This window comes from Phyllobacterium pellucidum (genome assembly GCF_013327855.1).
Classification (GTDB): domain Bacteria; phylum Pseudomonadota; class Alphaproteobacteria; order Rhizobiales; family Rhizobiaceae; genus Phyllobacterium; species Phyllobacterium pellucidum.
The window spans coordinates 1,043,571-1,060,197 of sequence record NZ_JABUMX010000002.1 but is presented as its reverse complement, the minus strand read 5'-3'; the positions used below and the strand labels follow the sequence as shown (position 1 = coordinate 1,060,197).

At 59.1% G+C, this 16,627-nt stretch carries 14 protein-coding genes; 7 read left to right on the top strand and 7 right to left on the bottom strand.

All coding sequences use genetic code 11. The annotated features are described in order from the left end of the window. Positions 1–7 precede the first annotated feature (7 nt). Together HQ945_RS13105 and rpsU are read right to left on the bottom strand one after the other, a co-directional pair. Entirely contained in the window at positions 8–865 is an 858-nt protein-coding gene (locus tag HQ945_RS13105; RefSeq protein WP_113280907.1) for a tetratricopeptide repeat protein, read from the bottom strand. Between the two features lie 131 nt (positions 866–996). Next, a complete protein-coding gene (gene rpsU / locus HQ945_RS13100) occupies positions 997–1,248 on the bottom strand; it encodes a 30S ribosomal protein S21 (RefSeq protein WP_027229472.1) in 252 nt (83 codons plus the stop codon). A 392-nt stretch (positions 1,249–1,640) separates the two neighbouring features. Between rpsU and HQ945_RS13095 the strand changes: the two genes are divergently transcribed. The 5 genes from HQ945_RS13095 (at position 1,641) to HQ945_RS13075 (ending at position 8,196) form a co-directional block, all read left to right on the top strand. Continuing rightward, complete coding sequence (locus tag HQ945_RS13095; RefSeq protein WP_027229473.1) at positions 1,641–2,894, top strand: sarcosine oxidase subunit beta; 1,254 nt, start codon at positions 1,641–1,643, stop codon at positions 2,892–2,894. A gap of 24 nt (positions 2,895–2,918) precedes the next feature. Beyond that, complete coding sequence (locus HQ945_RS13090; RefSeq protein WP_113280906.1) at positions 2,919–3,287, top strand: sarcosine oxidase subunit delta; 369 nt, start codon at positions 2,919–2,921, stop codon at positions 3,285–3,287. Positions 3,288–3,290: 3 nt separating this feature from the next. After that, on the top strand, positions 3,291–6,302 hold the full coding sequence (locus tag HQ945_RS13085) for a sarcosine oxidase subunit alpha (RefSeq protein WP_113280905.1): 3,012 nt from the start codon (positions 3,291–3,293) through the stop codon (positions 6,300–6,302). Beyond that, positions 6,295–6,849 (top strand): sarcosine oxidase subunit gamma, encoded by a 555-nt coding sequence (locus HQ945_RS13080; RefSeq protein WP_174208150.1) that lies wholly within the window; start codon positions 6,295–6,297, stop codon positions 6,847–6,849. The genes HQ945_RS13085 and HQ945_RS13080 overlap by 8 nt, the downstream gene beginning before the upstream one ends. A gap of 168 nt (positions 6,850–7,017) precedes the next feature. Next, on the top strand, positions 7,018–8,196 hold the full coding sequence (locus HQ945_RS13075) for an alpha/beta hydrolase family protein (RefSeq protein ID WP_174208149.1): 1,179 nt from the start codon (positions 7,018–7,020) through the stop codon (positions 8,194–8,196). A 16-nt stretch (positions 8,197–8,212) separates the two neighbouring features. Here the strand turns inward: HQ945_RS13075 and HQ945_RS13070 are convergent, their stop codons facing one another. Both HQ945_RS13070 and HQ945_RS13065 read right to left on the bottom strand, forming a co-directional pair. Next, a complete protein-coding gene (locus HQ945_RS13070) occupies positions 8,213–8,695 on the bottom strand; it encodes a MaoC family dehydratase (protein WP_091925384.1) in 483 nt (160 codons plus the stop codon). 94 nt (positions 8,696–8,789) lie between these two features. After that, complete coding sequence (locus tag HQ945_RS13065; protein ID WP_174208148.1) at positions 8,790–9,449, bottom strand: TetR/AcrR family transcriptional regulator; 660 nt, start codon at positions 9,447–9,449, stop codon at positions 8,790–8,792. A gap of 235 nt (positions 9,450–9,684) precedes the next feature. Here HQ945_RS13065 and HQ945_RS13060 point away from each other — a divergent pair, with 235 nt between their 5' ends. Beyond that, a complete protein-coding gene (locus HQ945_RS13060; RefSeq protein ID WP_174208147.1) occupies positions 9,685–10,623 on the top strand; it encodes a homocysteine S-methyltransferase family protein in 939 nt (312 codons plus the stop codon). A gap of 5 nt (positions 10,624–10,628) precedes the next feature. Here HQ945_RS13060 and HQ945_RS13055 read toward each other — a convergent pair whose 3' ends face one another. From HQ945_RS13055 to HQ945_RS13045, 3 genes are read right to left on the bottom strand one after another with little or no spacing between them, the layout of a single operon-like run. Beyond that, a complete protein-coding gene (locus HQ945_RS13055) occupies positions 10,629–11,474 on the bottom strand; it encodes an N-acetylmuramoyl-L-alanine amidase (protein ID WP_174208146.1) in 846 nt (281 codons plus the stop codon). 15 nt (positions 11,475–11,489) lie between these two features. Beyond that, positions 11,490–13,793, bottom strand: coding sequence for a DNA/RNA non-specific endonuclease (locus tag HQ945_RS13050; protein WP_174208145.1), 2,304 nt, complete (start codon positions 13,791–13,793; stop codon positions 11,490–11,492). 51 nt (positions 13,794–13,844) lie between these two features. Continuing rightward, complete coding sequence (locus HQ945_RS13045; protein WP_091925398.1) at positions 13,845–14,210, bottom strand: hypothetical protein; 366 nt, start codon at positions 14,208–14,210, stop codon at positions 13,845–13,847. Positions 14,211–14,894: 684 nt separating this feature from the next. On the opposite strand from HQ945_RS13045, the gene HQ945_RS13040 reads away from it, so the two are divergent. After that, the gene (locus tag HQ945_RS13040) at positions 14,895–16,619 is read left to right on the top strand and encodes a hypothetical protein (protein ID WP_174208144.1); all 1,725 of its coding nucleotides are present in this window, start codon (positions 14,895–14,897) and stop codon (positions 16,617–16,619) included. The last annotated feature ends 8 nt before the right edge of the window (positions 16,620–16,627 follow it).

Genomic DNA, 16,627 nt, shown 5'->3' with positions numbered 1-16,627 from the left:
TATCGCATCAGGACTTGCGCGTGCGCGCCAGACCGTCGACAGCAGGCTTGTACTTGGGGTCAAGCTGAACGGCGCGGGCGTAGGACTTGGCGGCGCGGGCCTTGTCGCCGCGATGCTCGTAGATCAGGGCCTGGTTGGCCCAGCCCTCGGCAATCGTGCCGTCGAGTTTAATCGCCGTATTGAAATCGTCGAAGGCGTTGTCGTCATCGCCGAGCGCCACATAGGAAATGCCACGGCCATTATAAGGCTCCGCAGCATCGGGCTGCAGCGAGATCGCCGTAGAGAAGTCCTCGATGGCCTGCTTATGCTGGTTGCGCGCCTGATAGATGAGACCACGATTGTGGTAGGCGCGGGCATCCGTGGTGCTGAGCTGGATCGCCTGGTTGAAATCGTTCATCGCCTGGTCGAGCTGGCCCGCCTGGCGGTAGAGGTTGCCGCGCCCGATATAGGCAGCATCATATTGCGGGTTGATCTGGATCGCCCGGCTGTAGTCGGCAATAGCCTGGGCGGAGTTGCCCATATTGCGATAGACGAGCGCGCGGTTCGAATAGGCCTGGTAGAAGTTCGGGTTCAACTGAAGCGCGACGTTGAAATCCTTGATCGCGTCATTGTTCTTGCCGGCGCGACCATAGGCGGAACCGCGGACATTGTATGCCTCGGGATCCTTCGGATTGTTGCGGATGACATCATTCAAAGAACTGATGTTCTCGGTCGATCCTTGTGCCTTGTCGATCCCGGTCATGTCGGTGGTCGAAGTGCTCTGGCATCCGGCAAGGCCGAGCGCAGAGATCGACGCGATCAACAATCCGGCATAACGTACCGAGGGAAATTTGCCGTATGCGGCGCGTTCAGATGAATATGTCATTGTCTATGTGTCCCGTACAACTCAGAGCCGTGCAAGCTCTTTTGCTCCGATGGCACCAAACGAAAAAAGGGCGGCGCGGCGTGAAGCCACTCCACCCCGATATCGGGTTAAAAGCGTCGATAAACCGCTGATCAACGAGCCGCAGCGGCGCGAACCGGCGCCTTGCGTGCCGGCATCGGCAGAAGACCCTCGCGCTGTGCCTGCTTGCGGGCAAGCTTGCGAGCGCGGCTGATTGCTTCCGCCTTCTGGCGAGCGCGCTTGATCGACGGCTTCTCGTAGTGATCATGCATCTTCATTTCGCGGAACATGCCTTCGCGCTGCATCTTCTTCTTGAGAACGCGGAGAGCCTGATCAACATTGTTTTCGCGTACGAGTACCTGCACGTTTTATCCTGTATCTCTTAGATTTCACTGAGCCTGGCCACCGATCCCCGACCGAAGATCATGGGACAACAAACCGGACTTCGCGACGGTCATCCATCGCAAACTGCGGTCGGCATTAGCAGAAACTCAAAACGATGTCCATGGCGATTTGGCATGGAATTGCTGATATTCGTTCGCCAAAGCCATGGACCACGGTTTAATTTGGGGCTGACCGGCATCGCGCGCCAATCTCCGTCGCAAAATGGCAAAAGACGCTTGGACAGATACGATAGTGATGCGCTAACACGCCGCGCATGTCGATAAAGTCCATGTCGATTTTGGGACAGGAAACCGGCGAGAAATCTTTGAACAATCGGCGCTCGAAGCCAAGTTGTGCGCAAAGGGAATAGGTAATGCGGAAATATTCGGTATTTGCTCTGGCCCGCGAAGCCATGCGTGCCCACAAGGGCTGGGAACAGCAGTGGACGTCGCCCGAACCGAAGTCGGAATATGACGTCATCATTGTCGGCGCCGGTGGCCACGGTCTCGCAACCGCCTACTATCTTGCCAAGGAACATGGCATCACCAATGTGGCCGTGCTCGAAAAGGGCTGGCTCGGCGGTGGCAATACGGGTCGCAATACGACCATTATCCGCTCCAACTATCTCTATGACGAATCCGCCGGTATTTACGAACATGCGGTAAAGCTCTGGGAAGGGCTGAGCCAGGACCTCAACTATAACGTGATGTACTCGGCACGCGGCGTCATGATGCTCGCGCACAACATCCACGACGTTCAGGTGTTCAAGCGCCACATCCATGCCAACCGGCTGAACGGCATCGACAATGAGTGGTTGACGCCCGAGCAGGTCAAGGAATTCTGCCCGCCGATCAACCTCTCTGCTGATGCACGTTATCCCATCATCGGTGCAGCATTGCAGCGCCGCGGCGGGACCGCACGCCACGATGCCGTGGCCTGGGGCTATGCCCGTGCGGCTGCAGACCGCGGCGTTCACATCATCCAGAATTGCGAAGTCACCGGTGTTCGCCGCGCCGCCAATGGCGCCGTGGTCGGTGTCGATACCAATCGTGGCCCCATCAACGCCAAGAAGGTCGGTGTCGTCGCCGCCGGACATACGTCGGTCATCATGAACATGGCGGACGTCCGCATGCCGCTCGAGAGCTACCCGCTGCAGGCGCTGGTCTCGGAACCGGTCAAGCCGTTGATTCCCTGCGTGATCATGTCGAACACCGTGCACGCCTATATTTCCCAGTCGGACAAAGGCGAAATGGTGATCGGCGCCGGCACCGACCAGTATACGTCCTATTCGCAAACAGGCGGCCTTCACATCATCAACCATACGCTCGATGCGATCTGCGAGATGTTCCCGGTCCTGACACGCCTCAAGATGCTGCGCTCGTGGGGCGGCATTGTCGATGTCACACCCGACCGCTCGCCCATCCTGGCCAAGACCCCGGTTCCCGGCCTCTATGTCAACTGCGGCTGGGGCACGGGCGGTTTCAAGGCAACGCCGGGTTCGGGCAACGTGTTTGCCCACACGATCGCCCGCGACGAGCCGCACCGTATCAACGCTCCGTTCACGATCGAGCGCTTTACCAGTGGCCGGCTTATCGACGAGGCAGCCGCCGCTGCCGTGGCGCACTGACTTTTTTAGAAACGAGACGAAGACATGCTTCTCATCAAATGCCCCTATTGCGAAGACGAGCGCCCGGAACTGGAATTCCGCAATGCCGGCGAAGCGCATCTGGTCCGTGCAAACCCGATCGTTGACCAGTCGGACGATGATTTCGCCGCCTTCCTGTACTTCCGCCAAAATCCGAAGGGACTTCAGTTCGAGCGCTGGCGGCACATTCATGGCTGCGGACGGTTCTTCAATGCCGTGCGCGATTCCGTTTCCGACAAGTTCTTGACCGTCTACAAGGCGGGCGAACCGAAGCCCAATGTCGAGCAACTTGTGACACGAGGGACGACGCCGGCAGAAGCAGTCGTTGAATCTCCCGCGCCGCGCACGCCGCGCACCAAGAAAGCGGAGGCCTGAGCCATGACCAACCAGGTTCATTCCGGCAGCAACCGTATTTCCGGCGCAGGTCGGCTTACACCCGCAAAGACAGTCCGTTTCACATTTGACGGCCAGAGCCTTACCGGCCTCGAAGGCGACACGCTTGCATCGGCGCTCCTCGCCAACGGCATCCATCTGGTCGGACGCTCGTTCAAATATCACCGTCCGCGCGGCATCCTGTCGGCAGGCAGCGAAGAGCCGAATGCGCTGGTCGATATCGAGCGTGACAAGTCACGAAAGCAGCCCAACGTCCGCGCAACGGTTCAGGAAATCTATGACGGCCTGAAGGTGAAGTCGCAGAATCGCTGGCCGTCGCTGACATTCGACGTCGGCGCGATCAACGATGTTTTCTCGCCGATGCTGCCGGCAGGCTTTTACTACAAGACGTTCATGTGGCCGAAATTCGCATGGAAGACGATCTACGAGCCGAAGATTCGCGCAGCCGCCGGCCTCGGCGTGGTTCCTGGCGAACCGGATACCGACCGCTATTCCAACCGCTTTGCCCATTGCGACGTGCTTGTCGTAGGGGCCGGTGCCGCAGGCCTTGCCGCAGCGTTGAGCGCTGCAGCCACCGGTGCAACCGTCATCCTTTGCGATGAACAGCCGGAAGTCGGTGGCGCGCTGCGCTATGAAAGCGATGTCACCATCGACGGCGCGCCCGGGTACGAATGGGCGACGGCGACCATCGCCAGGCTGCGTGCCATGGACAATGTCACGGTTCTGACCCGCACGACGGCCTTCGGCTACTATGCGCAGAACTTCGTCGGTCTCGCGGAGCGGATCAGCGATCATCTCAGCACTCCGGCAGCGGAAATGCCACGCGAACGCCTCTGGCAGATTCGCGCCAAGAAGGTCGTGCTGGCGACGGGCGCGATCGAACGGCACATGGTTTTTGCGAATAATGACCGTCCGGGCGTCATGCTGGCTTCGGCTGCGCGCATGTTCCTCAATCATTACGGTGTTGCGATCGGCCGCAAGGTTGGCGTCTACACGGCCAACGACTCGGCCTACGCGGCAGCGATCGACCTGAAGCGGGCCGGGATCGACGTTCCGATCATCGTCGATACGCGCGACAACCCGAAATCGGCCATCGTCGAGGAAGCGCGATCGCTGGGTATCGAGGTACTGCCGGGACATGCGGTCTTCAGCGCCGGCGGCAAGCGTCGTGTTTCATCGATGCTGATCAAGCCCAACAGGGGCGGCAGCGAGCGCAAGGTCGCGGTCGATGCCGTGATCGTCTCCGCGGGCTGGACGCCCTCCGTTCACCTCTTCTCGCAGTCGCGCGGCAAGGTGGCGTGGGACGCGGCAAACGAGAGGTTTCTTCCCGGCACCTACGCGCAGGACTGCCTGTCGGTCGGTGCCTGCAACGGCACGGACGGCTTGCAGGACGTGATCAATGAGGCCATCGCCGCCGGCGGATCGTCGGCCGAGCAGGCGGGCTTTGCCGGCAAGGGTACGCCGGTATCATTGACCGCCACCGGCAGTGCCAGCTGGATCGGCGGGATGATCGGCTCGGCTGCCGGCGCTGGCCCAGACACGACGGTCAAGGCTTTCGTCGATTTTCAGAACGATGTCACGGCCAAGGATGTCCGGCTCGCCGTGCGCGAAGGCATGCACTCGATTGAACACGTCAAGCGCTTCACGACGAACGGCATGGCGACCGACCAGGGCAAGACATCGAACCTGCACGGCCTTGCCATCGCTGCCGAGGCCCTCAACAAGCCGATCCCGGCCGTGGGCCTCACAACGTTCCGCGCCCCGTTCACGCCGGTGACGTTCGGCACCATCGTCAATCATGCGCGGCACGATCTTTTCGATCCGACCCGGCGCACACCGATGCACGCCTGGCATGCGGCGCAGGGCGCTGCCTTTGAGGATGTCGGCCAGTGGAAGCGTGCCTGGTATTATCCGCAGGCCGGCGAGGATATGCATGCCGCGGTCAACCGCGAATGCGTTGCCGTTCGCACTGAGGCCGGCATTTTCGATGCCTCGACACTTGGAAAGATCGAGGTTGTTGGCCCCGATGCGGCGAAGTTCCTTGAACTGCTTTACACCAATCCATGGGAAAAGCTTGGAGTCGGGCGCCTGCGCTACGGCATCATGCTGCGGGAAGACGGGTTCATCTACGATGACGGTGTTGTCGGCCGCCTCGCCGAGGACCGCTTCCACGTCACGACGACGACCGGTGGTGCGCCCCGCGTCATGAACCACATGGAAGACTACCTGCAGACCGAGTTCCCGCACCTTGATGTGTGGCTTACCTCGACCACCGAGCAATGGGGGGTTATTGCCGTGCAGGGGCCAAGGTCGCGCGAGATCATCGCGCCGCTGGTCGAAGGAATCGACATGTCCAATGAAGCCATGCCGCACATGAGCGTGCGCGAAGGCAAGATTTGCGGCGTGCCCACGCGGTTGTTCCGCATGTCGTTCACTGGCGAAACGGGCTACGAAATCAACGTTCCGGCCGATTACGGGCAGGCGGTCTGGGAAGCGATCTACGAACGCGGCAAGCCGCTTGGCCTGACGCCATATGGCACCGAGGCGATGCATATCCTGCGCGCCGAGAAGGGCTACATTATCGTTGGTCAGGATACCGACGGCACGGTGACGCCGCAGGATGCCGGGCTGACTTGGGCCATTGGCAAGAACAAGACCGACTATGTCGGTATTCGCGGGCTCTTGCGCCGCGATCTCGTCACTCCGGGACGCAAGCAGCTCGTCGGTCTCAAGACCGTTGATCCGAAGGTGGTGCTGGAGGAAGGCGCGCAGATCGTTGCCAATCCGAACCAGCCTGTGCCGATGACAATGATCGGACATGTGACTTCATCCTACTGGTCGGAAAATTGCGGCCGCTCCATCGCCCTCGCGCTGGTTATCGATGGCACGAAGCGGCTCGGCGAGACGCTCTATGTGCCGATGCCGAATGGAGTGATCGAAGTGGAAGTCACCGGAACTGTATTCTTCGATGAGAAGGGAGAGCGTTTGAATGGTTGAGACGATCCAGGCAACACGCTTGCATCCGTTGCAGTCGGGTCGCACCGGTCCGGCCGCGGTCTCGGTGACGCTGGCTGATAATGCGACACGTGTCTCGCTGCGGGCCCGCCCGGACGCTGTCGCTGCTCTTTCGAAAGCACTCGGTCTGGCGCTACCGACAAAACCAAAATCGACCGCAGTGAATGGGAGCCGCGCCGCCTTGTGGCTTGGCCCCGACGAGTGGCTGATCATCGACGACGGCGAAAGCAACCTCGTTGCGGACCTCGCCAAGGCCAAGGTACTGCATTCGGCAGTCGACGTTTCCCATCGCAATGTCGGGATCATCGTTTCGGGCAAAGGGGCGGAAGGCGTCGTCAATGGCGGCTGTCCTCAGGACCTTTCGGAACGCGCCTTCCCGGTGGGGGCCGCCTCCCGCACGGTTCTCGGCAAGATCGAGGTCGTCCTTTGGCGCACGGCGGAAAATACATTCCGCGTCGAATGCTGGCGCTCGTTCTCGCCCTATGCTTTTGCTTTCCTGCAGGTATCGGCGCGCGACATCTGGGTCTGATCGACGGCTGATTTTTTGGACTGCATGAAGGTCCGGTTGTGCAGTCCGGCCATTTTCATGTAAACGGCGCGATCATGCGGCGCGGCCTTCCACTTTGGGTGGCTGCCGCATTTGCAGCTATTGTGATGACTGCCGATTTCGCGTGGTCTCTTTGCCGAGAGAAGTGAAATGGCCGTCAGAAAGCGTCTCGTCATCAATTTTACCGGCTATGAGGGCCTGCACCCTGATGCGGTGCGCGGGCGTTATCTCAATAGCGCCGCGGATTTCAACAAGCTCTGGGGCGCAAGAACCGCTGCCGGCCCGATGGTTGCCGAGTGCGACAACATCGCGTCCATGGACATCACGACGCGCGGCAGTGACTGGAAAACCGAAACGAAATTCTGCCAGTACGGTTCGGCCGATATCTTCGACGCCTATGCAGCGCGCAACGTCGTGACGCGCTTCGCAACCGGTCTCATGGCGTTCCTTGACATTTTGTTGACCGGCACCTTCTGGCGATATCTGCGCACCAGCTGGCGCTTCTGCATCTTCTTTCTCTGGCCCTTCGCCTATGCGTGCTTCGTGACGCTTGCCGCGCTGGCGGTCGGGCTCTTTCCCTTGCTCGCCGAGGGCAGCAAGCTTCACCTTCTATGGACGGTGCCGCTTGCGCTCGTGATTGGCCGGGTGCTCATCCGTTGGCCGGGGGAGAAGGTGTTCTTCTCATACTTGCTCGACGATTGGGCGGCAGCTTCCGACCGCATTTACGGCCGTAGTACCGCTCTCAACCAACGCCGCAAGGCCTTTGCAGCCAACCTTGCCGAGAAGCTACGAGCGACCGACGCTGACGAGGTCGTCATTATCGCCCATAGTCTAGGTACGGTGCCTGCGGTCGAGGCCATCGCTGACGTATGGCGCATCGATCCGGAATTGCTCAGGCGCAAGCCGGTGTCGCTGGTCGCTGCGGGTTCCTGCCTGCTGATGATCGCCCTGCATCCGCGCGCCAATGGTTTGCGCGAAGATGTGCGTGTGGTCATGCAAGAGAGCCCGGTCCTGTGGGCGGAGTTCCAGACGGTCACCGACATCGTGCATTTCTACAAATCCGATCCGGCAGTGGCTCTTGGTATCAAGCCGCGTCGGGCTCCGGTCATCGAGCGCATTCGTTTCAAGCGCATCCACAGCGCAAAGCGTTACGTCCGTGCCAGGAAAAACTTCTTCAAGATGCACCTGTTGTTCCTCAAAGGCGCACAGATTCGCAACCCCTACGACATGGGCATGTTCGTGCAGGGGCCGTTTCCGTTCAAGGATCTGGTGACGAAATACAAGGGGGTGGCGGCGCCGCTCGATCTGGAAGGCAAGCTCGCCGCTTGAGGCAAGCGCTCGCCGTTCAATCCATTTCAGGTGGATTTTCGAGGACCGCGATGGTCAGCCAATTGGCGACCAGCGCAGGCTTGAGCGAGTTCTCGATTTCCAGGGTCACTTCGTAATTGTTGAGCACGCGGCCCGAAGGGCGGATATCGGCGTCCGCGAGCTTGAAGCGGGCGCGAACCCGCTTGCCGGACTTTACGGGCGCCATGAACCGAACCTTGTCGAAACCGTAATTGATGCCCATGGTCGCGCCCTCAAGCATCGGCAAGGCTTCATAAGCGAGCGTCGAAAGCAGCGAAATCGTCAGGAAACCGTGGGCGATCGTCCCGCCGAAGGGCGTTTCCTTCTCTGCGCGCTCCGGATCGGTATGGATGAACTGGTGGTCATCTGTGGCATCTGCGAACTGGTTGATCATTTCCTGGCTGACCACCCGCCACTCCGAGCAGCCGACCTCGGTGCCAACCGCTTCCTTCAACTGCTTGAGTGAAATCGCTTCCTTCATAACTTCGCGCTTTCCGAACGTCTTGTGATCTATTTAAGGCTGTTCGATAGCGGGTTATGGCGTGAATGTCATCCCGTCATAAAGGAGCACCATCTCATGCGGCCTGTATGCTGTCTGGAACAGGTGGTTTTTCGAGCTGGGCGGTTGCGGGCGAAAACAACAGTTTGACGAAGCTGCGAAATGCCAGCACCTGACGTTCGATACGCTTCGGATCGTTGAGCGCCTTCGACATGATGATCGCGCCGTCGACAATGCATGAGAGCATGTCGGCCACATCGCCGAGATCGATCGCATCGCGCGGGCGGTGAACAACGGCAATGTCGTCGAGTATCGCCCGGAAGCGCATGTGCCATTCCTTTACCGATTGGGCGATAAGATTGCGCACATCGCGATCGAAGAGCCTTTCCTGGTAGCAGATGCTGGCAATGAGGCAGCCGGGATGCCCGCTCGGAAGGTCGGACATGGTTTCTGCAAGAAGCTTGAGGCTGATAAGGAAGGCTTGAAGCGGATCATCTGACAATTGATGGCCGCGTTCGAAAATCTCGTCGAAAACGCGATTGTTCTCGTCAACGTAGCGCCGAACCATCTTGTGCGCGAGTTCGTTCTTGTCCTTGAAGTGATAGAAGAAGCCGCTCTTGGTGATACCAGCCTCGACAATGATCTCTTCGATCGACGTTGCGCCGAACCCCTTGGCGAGGACCGAAGCTTCTGCGATTTCGATGATCCGTTCGCGGGTTTCCGCGCCCTTGCCCATGGCCTCCCCCAGAACTACTGTACCGTCGATACAGTTTTGCGATTGGTGAGCATAGCATGGAAAGGGCGATCCCGGCCATTGCGGCAGCTAAGTCTCTGAAATTACAACAGGTTTATCAGCTGATCCGCCGCCGCACCGCAAGCGTTCTAGATCGTGCAGCCCAAAGAGCGCAAAAAGGACCATGCCGACAAGGGTCAAATGACCGGGGAGTGCGGCAGTAACCTTGGAGACGATCATGGCAAAATATCGCCAGAATCTGCCGCAGCTTTCCGGCAGCCTTTTCCTCAGCGATGGGGGGATGGAAACGACACTCATATTCCTGGAAGGCATTGAGCTGCCGGAATTTGCCGCATTCGTATTGATGTTGACCGACGAGGGACGGCAGCATCTCAAAGACTACTATGTTCGCTATCTTGAAGTGGCGAAAGAGAACGGTACCGGCTTCATCCTCGACACGCCGACATGGCGGGCAAACGCGGACTGGGGCGCCAAGCTCGGCTACGGCCCCGCCGACCTGGACCCCGTCAACCGCCGTTCGGTGGACCTGCTTGCCGAACTTCGTCAGGAATATGAAACGCCTGCAACGCCCTGCGTCATCAGCGGCGCAATCGGTCCGCGCGGCGACGGCTACAAGGCCGGCAATATGAATGCCGATGAGGCCGAGGCCTATCATGCCGCGCAGATCGCAACCTTTGCCGATACCGAAGCCGATCTGGTCGCCGCCTACACGCTTACCAACTACAACGAAGCGATCGGCATCGCGCGCGCCGCCCGAGCCAATGAAATGCCTTGTGTGATATCATTCACGGTGGAAACCGATGGCAAGCTGGTGACGGGTTTGTCTCTGCGGGAAGCGATCGAACGGGTCGACGAGGCGACGGGTGGTTCGCCGCAATACTACATGATCAATTGTGCGCATCCCACGCACTTCGCGCAGGTCCTGGAGCAAGGCGAAGCGTGGACCCGCCGCATTGGCGGCCTGAGAGCCAATGCTTCGACCAAAAGTCACGCTGAGCTCGACGACTCGACCACGCTCGACGCGGGCGATCCACTCGATCTGGGACGCCGCTATCAAGCGCTGACCCGGGCGTTTCCGCGGATGCGCGTCCTCGGCGGGTGCTGCGGCACCGACCATCGGCACGTCGCCGCCATTTGCGAAGCCTGCGCCGCCTAGAAGGCCTAGTCGATCTTCCGCGGCGCCTTGTCCCTTACAGGCGTCCGCGGGGCCTTCTTCGTTCCGGCTGCCCTTGCGACCTTGACTGTGCCCACGGGGCTCTCGTCGAACTTGACGGACTTCTTAGGTCGCGAAGGCGCCTTTGCAGCCGGCTTGGCCCGGGCACGTGCCGGTCGCCTTGCCGGCATTTCAGTATGCGTGCCTTGCGGATCGGCATGGTCCGGCATATGCGAATGGTCGCTTTCAAGCCCGGGATCGGAAAACGGAATGGTTTCCAGCCCCTCCACGACCTCCGGTCCCTCCGTATCTTCAAGCATCAGGTAATCGACTTCCGGCTTGGTGTAGGCCGGGTCCCAGTGGGTATTTTCCGGCACGTTGCTGTGGCCGTAATGGCCGCCCTTCGTATCCCAGATGCTAGCGTTGCGGTTATGGCCGCCCGGGTCCTGCCCGTTGACCGCAGGCTTGGGCAAGCCATTCGGCCAGACTTTCGGAATGGAATGGGTGGCTTCGAGCCAGCGGCAAAGCCGTCGAACATTATCGAGGGTGGCGCGAATTTTTGGCCGGTGGGCGAACCCTACGACTTCGATCTGGATGGCCGAATCGCGGTTCGTCTGGACACCGTCGGCGAGGTTCTTGAGCGCCCGTGACGCAGTGTCCGTATCGATGTGCTGGTAGATTGTGGTGGCATCAACCGTGAAATGCGGATCGGATCTGTTCGCCTTGAAAGCGGCGAATGCGCCCTCCGCGGAACTACCTTCGGTCGTGTGATGAACGATCTTGAACGGTCCCCCGGTATAGGTTCCAGACGAACCGCTGATCGGCTTCCAGGTCGCAAAAGGACAACGTGGCATCGATTGTACCCTCCCTTATTTTTGCGTTCGAGCGGGTTGAGCCGGCCCGCCTGCCGCCATTTTTTTCCGGCGAGTGCCTGCGTGCAGCCCGACTTCGGTTCCGCGAACCGTCTCGTACTGATCGGCCTTGCGCACCTGTTCGTCGAAGCGGACGCCGGCCAGGCGTTCGATGTCGGCAATCGGATACATTGCCGGCACGAATTCGGCCGGCACGGCAAATTCGAAATCGACGTCGGCAAGGTCCTGCTCAAGCATGAATCCATAGGCGGCGATGCCATCGGCCACGCGGCTGGTGATCACCTTCCAGTAGCGTGACGGGATCTTGGCGCGGAGCACAGTTCGCCCGTCGCCGACGCCGGTGAAGACTTCGTCTGAAGGGTCGAGCACCGGTCCGGCGAAAACGCAGAGCCGCTCGTTGGCTGCCTCGGCGAGCACGCAGTTTTCAAGATCGCCCCAATTTTCGTGGCCGCTGGCGGCCCGGTTGAACCCCGCGACCTGCGGCGAGCAATTGGTAACGTGATAGGTATCGCCATTCGCCCGACGCAGTTGATCGTAGGTCGCGCCCCAGGCAACGTCGTCGCGGCGCACGATATGGCCCTTATCGAAAGCTTTGCGATCCCTGGTGAAAAACACATCCGGAATCTGCAGGGCTTCATCGAGGCGCGGATCGGTAAACCATAGTTCCTGGTCGCTCTCGCCGAGGCCGGAAAGGCCGCGCCGCGTATAATCGCGACCGGGTTCAGGCCGTTTGAGTTCAGGCGCTTTGGTGACGTTGGACGCTGTGATCAGAGCAAGGCGGCGCTGCGCATGCATCTTGATCGAGAAGTTCTCATAGTGAAGCGTGTCCGATCCCGTGAGCGTCCTGGCGAGCACGCTCGCATCCGCTGCCTGCGGCATGGCCACCTCGACCGGCGCGAGGAGCGCCTCTTGACTTGGGTCATTGAGAAAATGTGCGTCATAGCCCTTGCGCGTGCTGAAATCCGTATCGCGGAACGGCGCCCGCGCGGACTCAGTCATGCCAGCGTCGTCGGCGCTCACACTTTCGCTTGCCACGACCACGGCCTTCTGATCGTCGAGGTCGACTGAAATGGTAATGCGTAGCGGCAGGACGATGCGTCCCACCTCGCGTTCTTGCTTGATCGTGATCGACGATGCGGCGTTGGCGGTGGCACCGGAAGCGGTATCCCCGGTGCCGGAAATCGTCGGGTCTACGCCATTCGCAACAAGTTCGGCACCATCGGCCCGCTGCCACCAATCGCCCCAATCATTGGCGCCGCCGCTCGGCGGTCCGGCAAATTGCACGCCGGCCGCAATTACGCGGCTGTCGCGCGAAAGCTCATACGCCGGCACGGCATAATTCTGCTTCTGGTAAAGGCCCCCGAAGTGCAGGCCCATGACCTCGCCGCTATCCAGGTCGAGAATTGCCGAGCCCGAGTTTCCGCCGAGCGTCGAGCAGTCATGTGTCGCGGCAGGCACCATCTTGCCGAAGCTCGATGTCGTTATGCCGCCCTGGAGTTCGCCCGGTTGCAACCGCTTGACGCCGTAACGTCCTGCCATGACATCGTTCTGAACATCGGAGGGGTTGCGGGGATCGAAGGCGGGATAGCCGATGGCAAAAATATCGTGGCCCGTAAGGTCGCGCGCATCCGATAGCGAAAGCTTCAACGGCTTGGCGGTTGCGGGAAGGCCGTTCACGGCAAGAATTGCCATGTCCCAATAGGGATGGATCATGACCACGCGAACGACGTCGAGCATCGGGCCGGTCGGACGTCCCTGTTCGCGCTTGAAATCAATGGCCGCCCGTGCGCCGTCGATAAAGGCGAGCCTGCGGTCGCCAAGCCCTTTCGAGAAAATTTCGGCGACATGCCTGTTGGTCATCAGCAGGCCGTCGCCGACGACAAAGCCGGTGCCACCATAGGGATACTTGTTGTTGCCCGGCAATTCGATGCGGCCGATCGACGGAATGATCCCTTCTATCCTGGTGCGGATGGCGGCATCGTCCGAAAGGCGTCGCCAGAGCGGATGCGTGACGGTAAAGGTATTGTCGACGATGTCGATTGCCGGGCGCAAGTCCGGCAGGATGATCGCTTCAAGGCCGTAAAGCTCACCCTCGGAGGGATCGCGGCCAAGCTCGATCGCTTCGAGGCCCGATTTGGCGAGCCTCGTCTCATCCGTATCGCCGGGCATGCTTTCGAGACCGGAATCGCCTCCAGCCTTGGTCCGCTCCTCCAGCATGTTTCTGATGGGCTCGATACCGCCATGTTTCCTGGTGATGAGCGTCAGATAATCCTTCAGCCTGTCAGCGTCCGTATTCCCCATTTTCCCCACCTGTCCGCCCTCAGGCGCAACTCATTGCAAAAGCTCCATTCGTCAAAACCAGGAGCGCAGGAACTGCCTTTCCGCTGGTCCCTCGTCCACTCCGGGCAGTTCGCGCCCCTCATTTGCGGGAGCGGGTGCTTCGCCGCCCTGGAGCGCGGCGCCGGCGCCGCTCGTGCCAGCCGCGGCGAGGTAGACGACAAAGGCATTGAGGACCGCAAGGAAGAGGTCGGCTCCGGCGGTGCTGCCGGCAAAGAACGCGGTTGCGAGGCAGATCACTAAAGACACTGCGAGCCCCAGCCATCGCGGTTGCCAGCCTAGGGAACGCCAAAGGCCGTTCGTTACTGCAGTCGTTGCAAGCGTCATGCCGCCAATGGTGCCGAGTGCCGTCAGATCGAGCAGTTGAGGGGTCGCAGGCATCCTATCCTCCGCAAATGGAACATGGTCCAAGACCCGCCAACGCCTGGCTTCGTAAAACGGGCGCAACTCCAGTCTGCCGTCCACGTCAATTCCCGATATCGCTGTCAGGTCGCGTACCTCGGGTTGCCGCCATGCACTGCTATTCAATAGGCAAAGTAATTCGACCTGGAATCTTCAGCATTGGTGCAAGACCAATAAACCTAATAAACTCCAGTATTATCAACTATAAGTTGTTGCAAATGCTTTAGTAACATGTACTATTCAAGCGAATATTTGACGATCTTGACACAAAATTGCGCCTGATCAAGCGAAATCTGCTGAAGCCTGCCCCATTTGCTCCAAAGGAATTAGTTGGTTCAAGAAGAGGCGCTTGCGGCGATCCATCCCGTCGTAAGCGCCGTTCAGTATTCGAGAGCGGTCTGGCGGGATGCCATGATGATAGATCAGTGATTGTGACGGCGCTATTTCGGAGCCACGCTACGTAAAGTAAGACCCTCTGCGCGGCTATTCAGTGTTTTCTGCAATGAAATCGAGTACTTAGTTGTAGAAGACGGGCGATGAACAAGTTATGGTCCAACATGTTAATACCAAGTGATTAAAGATTCTCCAGTCTATCCGAGTGAACTTTAAGTAATTTATGCTATATTGACCAATCAGAGTTCTCGTGTCTCGGGGGACGCTTGCGTGAGTGACTTGAGTGGCAGTGAAATCAAATTGCTTCGATATTTGATTGGTCAGGCGTTTCCCAACCTGAACCTCTTCTCTATCTTTCTATCCGATCAGGAATTTTTGCCGCTTCCCGCAACGGTGGTCAATCCGGACCTCGGCTATGAGGAGGCGCTGCAGGATTACATTGTCGATACGATTATTCCCGAAGCACTGATGGACAAGTTCCTGCGCATTCTGACGACAAAGAAGCGAATCCGCTCGCAGATCCAGTCGCTTATGGACCCAGTCGATATCGACAGCAACATGTGGTTCCGGACCTACATGCAAGGGGAAGTCGCTTTCAAGTATTGCGATGACGAAGGCGTCTTCGATTACTTTGCACAATACCATCCATTTACTGCTGAGCTGTGGGCGAAAGTTACTGAACTCAAAGCAGAGCAGATCAGCCAGTCCAAGTATTTCCTCGCTATTGCAACGCCGGTCGATCTCGAAAATCTGGAAGCGACGGATGGTACTGTCTTCGACCATGCGTTCAACGATTGGCTCAAATCCCGTTCGGGTCCCCCCGAGGCGCGCAAACGTTTCATGCTCATCTATGAGAAGGAGGAGATGGGCAACTGGTGGAACAAATGGAAGGACCGCTATCGCGCCAAGTATCCTGCCATCGATGACGAGCCCATATTCTTGCGGGAGCTCAAGAATGATCCAAAAGACAGGGCTAGCGTCCGCGCTGAACTTCAGGCTTTTCTCAATCTGCCGGACGAGCCGCTGTCACCCAAATTGTCCAATGTCTTGTTGCTTGGGACGCCGTCGACCGCTGACACCGATCCGGGCACGCAGGCTGGCGACGTTGCGCTTTTTCAATATCTGCGCCGATTCAACGCGGACCGTGTACAGTACTGGGAGGATGGCTGGGGCGATACAATGCGGATGACCGTGCCGCAGCGTGACGAGTTCTTCCGATATCCGCCGATTTTTACACGCTCCGCATCGGAGCGAAACACCACTGTCGGCGGGCTCAAGGACAAGATGATCCCGCTGCTCATGGACGCCCTCGGGTATTCCAACGACGATGTGGTGGGCATTTGGCGCGATAGCGTCAGCAAGTTCCAGCGCGTCTACTGGCGCTCGGCAGGCGAGTGGTGGGACAGCACGGAGATCAATCCGAAAACAGAGAACGCCTGGAAAGGTTCGGTCGAAGAAATCGGGGCAAAGCTTGCCAAACTTGCCGGCTTCGGCGACCTTTGCGAGAGCAAGCTGCGTACGCGTTTCGAAAATCTTCCCGACAGCGATCCAAACCGCCAGCTTCTTTCGACCAACCTGCAAAAGCTCGGCCAGACCGTGGTCAAGCCTGGCGAATATGAAACAGTCGCCGTATCGCTCGATAGCCTCGAGGAGAGTGTGAGCCGTTTTAATCGGGCGCAACTCAATATCGTCGCCGCCCATGATCAGAGAACCAGGCCCGGCGATAAGCAGCATACGATCAATCATTTCGAGGATTGGGATACGCGGATCGACCGACTGGTCGGACAATATTTTCCGGATCGCGAGCCGAAGATTTTCCGTATCGCCGTGCTGTTTCAGAATTTCGATAAGTTCGATGGTCTCAAATTTGACGAAGGCCTTTCTGTGCGGCGCTGGAACCTGCTCAAGGTCAGACGCGACAACAACAAGATCGATTTCAACAGCAGCGATATGAACCATCTAATCGATGCGGCCAAAGACATGATGCACCACTAGGGAGGCGG

Coding starts and splice junctions, on each gene's coding strand:
- HQ945_RS13105 (WP_113280907.1), bottom strand. CDS start 865: ATGACATATTCATCTGAACGCGCCGCATACGGCAAATTTCCCTCGGTA.
- HQ945_RS13095 (WP_027229473.1), top strand. CDS start 1,641: ATGCGGAAATATTCGGTATTTGCTCTGGCCCGCGAAGCCATGCGTGCC.
- HQ945_RS13090 (WP_113280906.1), top strand. CDS start 2,919: ATGCTTCTCATCAAATGCCCCTATTGCGAAGACGAGCGCCCGGAACTG.
- HQ945_RS13085 (WP_113280905.1), top strand. CDS start 3,291: ATGACCAACCAGGTTCATTCCGGCAGCAACCGTATTTCCGGCGCAGGT.
- HQ945_RS13080 (WP_174208150.1), top strand. CDS start 6,295: ATGGTTGAGACGATCCAGGCAACACGCTTGCATCCGTTGCAGTCGGGT.
- HQ945_RS13075 (WP_174208149.1), top strand. CDS start 7,018: ATGGCCGTCAGAAAGCGTCTCGTCATCAATTTTACCGGCTATGAGGGC.
- HQ945_RS13070 (WP_091925384.1), bottom strand. CDS start 8,695: ATGAAGGAAGCGATTTCACTCAAGCAGTTGAAGGAAGCGGTTGGCACC.
- HQ945_RS13065 (WP_174208148.1), bottom strand. CDS start 9,449: ATGGGCAAGGGCGCGGAAACCCGCGAACGGATCATCGAAATCGCAGAA.
- HQ945_RS13060 (WP_174208147.1), top strand. CDS start 9,685: ATGGCAAAATATCGCCAGAATCTGCCGCAGCTTTCCGGCAGCCTTTTC.
- HQ945_RS13055 (WP_174208146.1), bottom strand. CDS start 11,474: ATGCCACGTTGTCCTTTTGCGACCTGGAAGCCGATCAGCGGTTCGTCT.
- HQ945_RS13050 (WP_174208145.1), bottom strand. CDS start 13,793: ATGGGGAATACGGACGCTGACAGGCTGAAGGATTATCTGACGCTCATC.
- HQ945_RS13045 (WP_091925398.1), bottom strand. CDS start 14,210: ATGCCTGCGACCCCTCAACTGCTCGATCTGACGGCACTCGGCACCATT.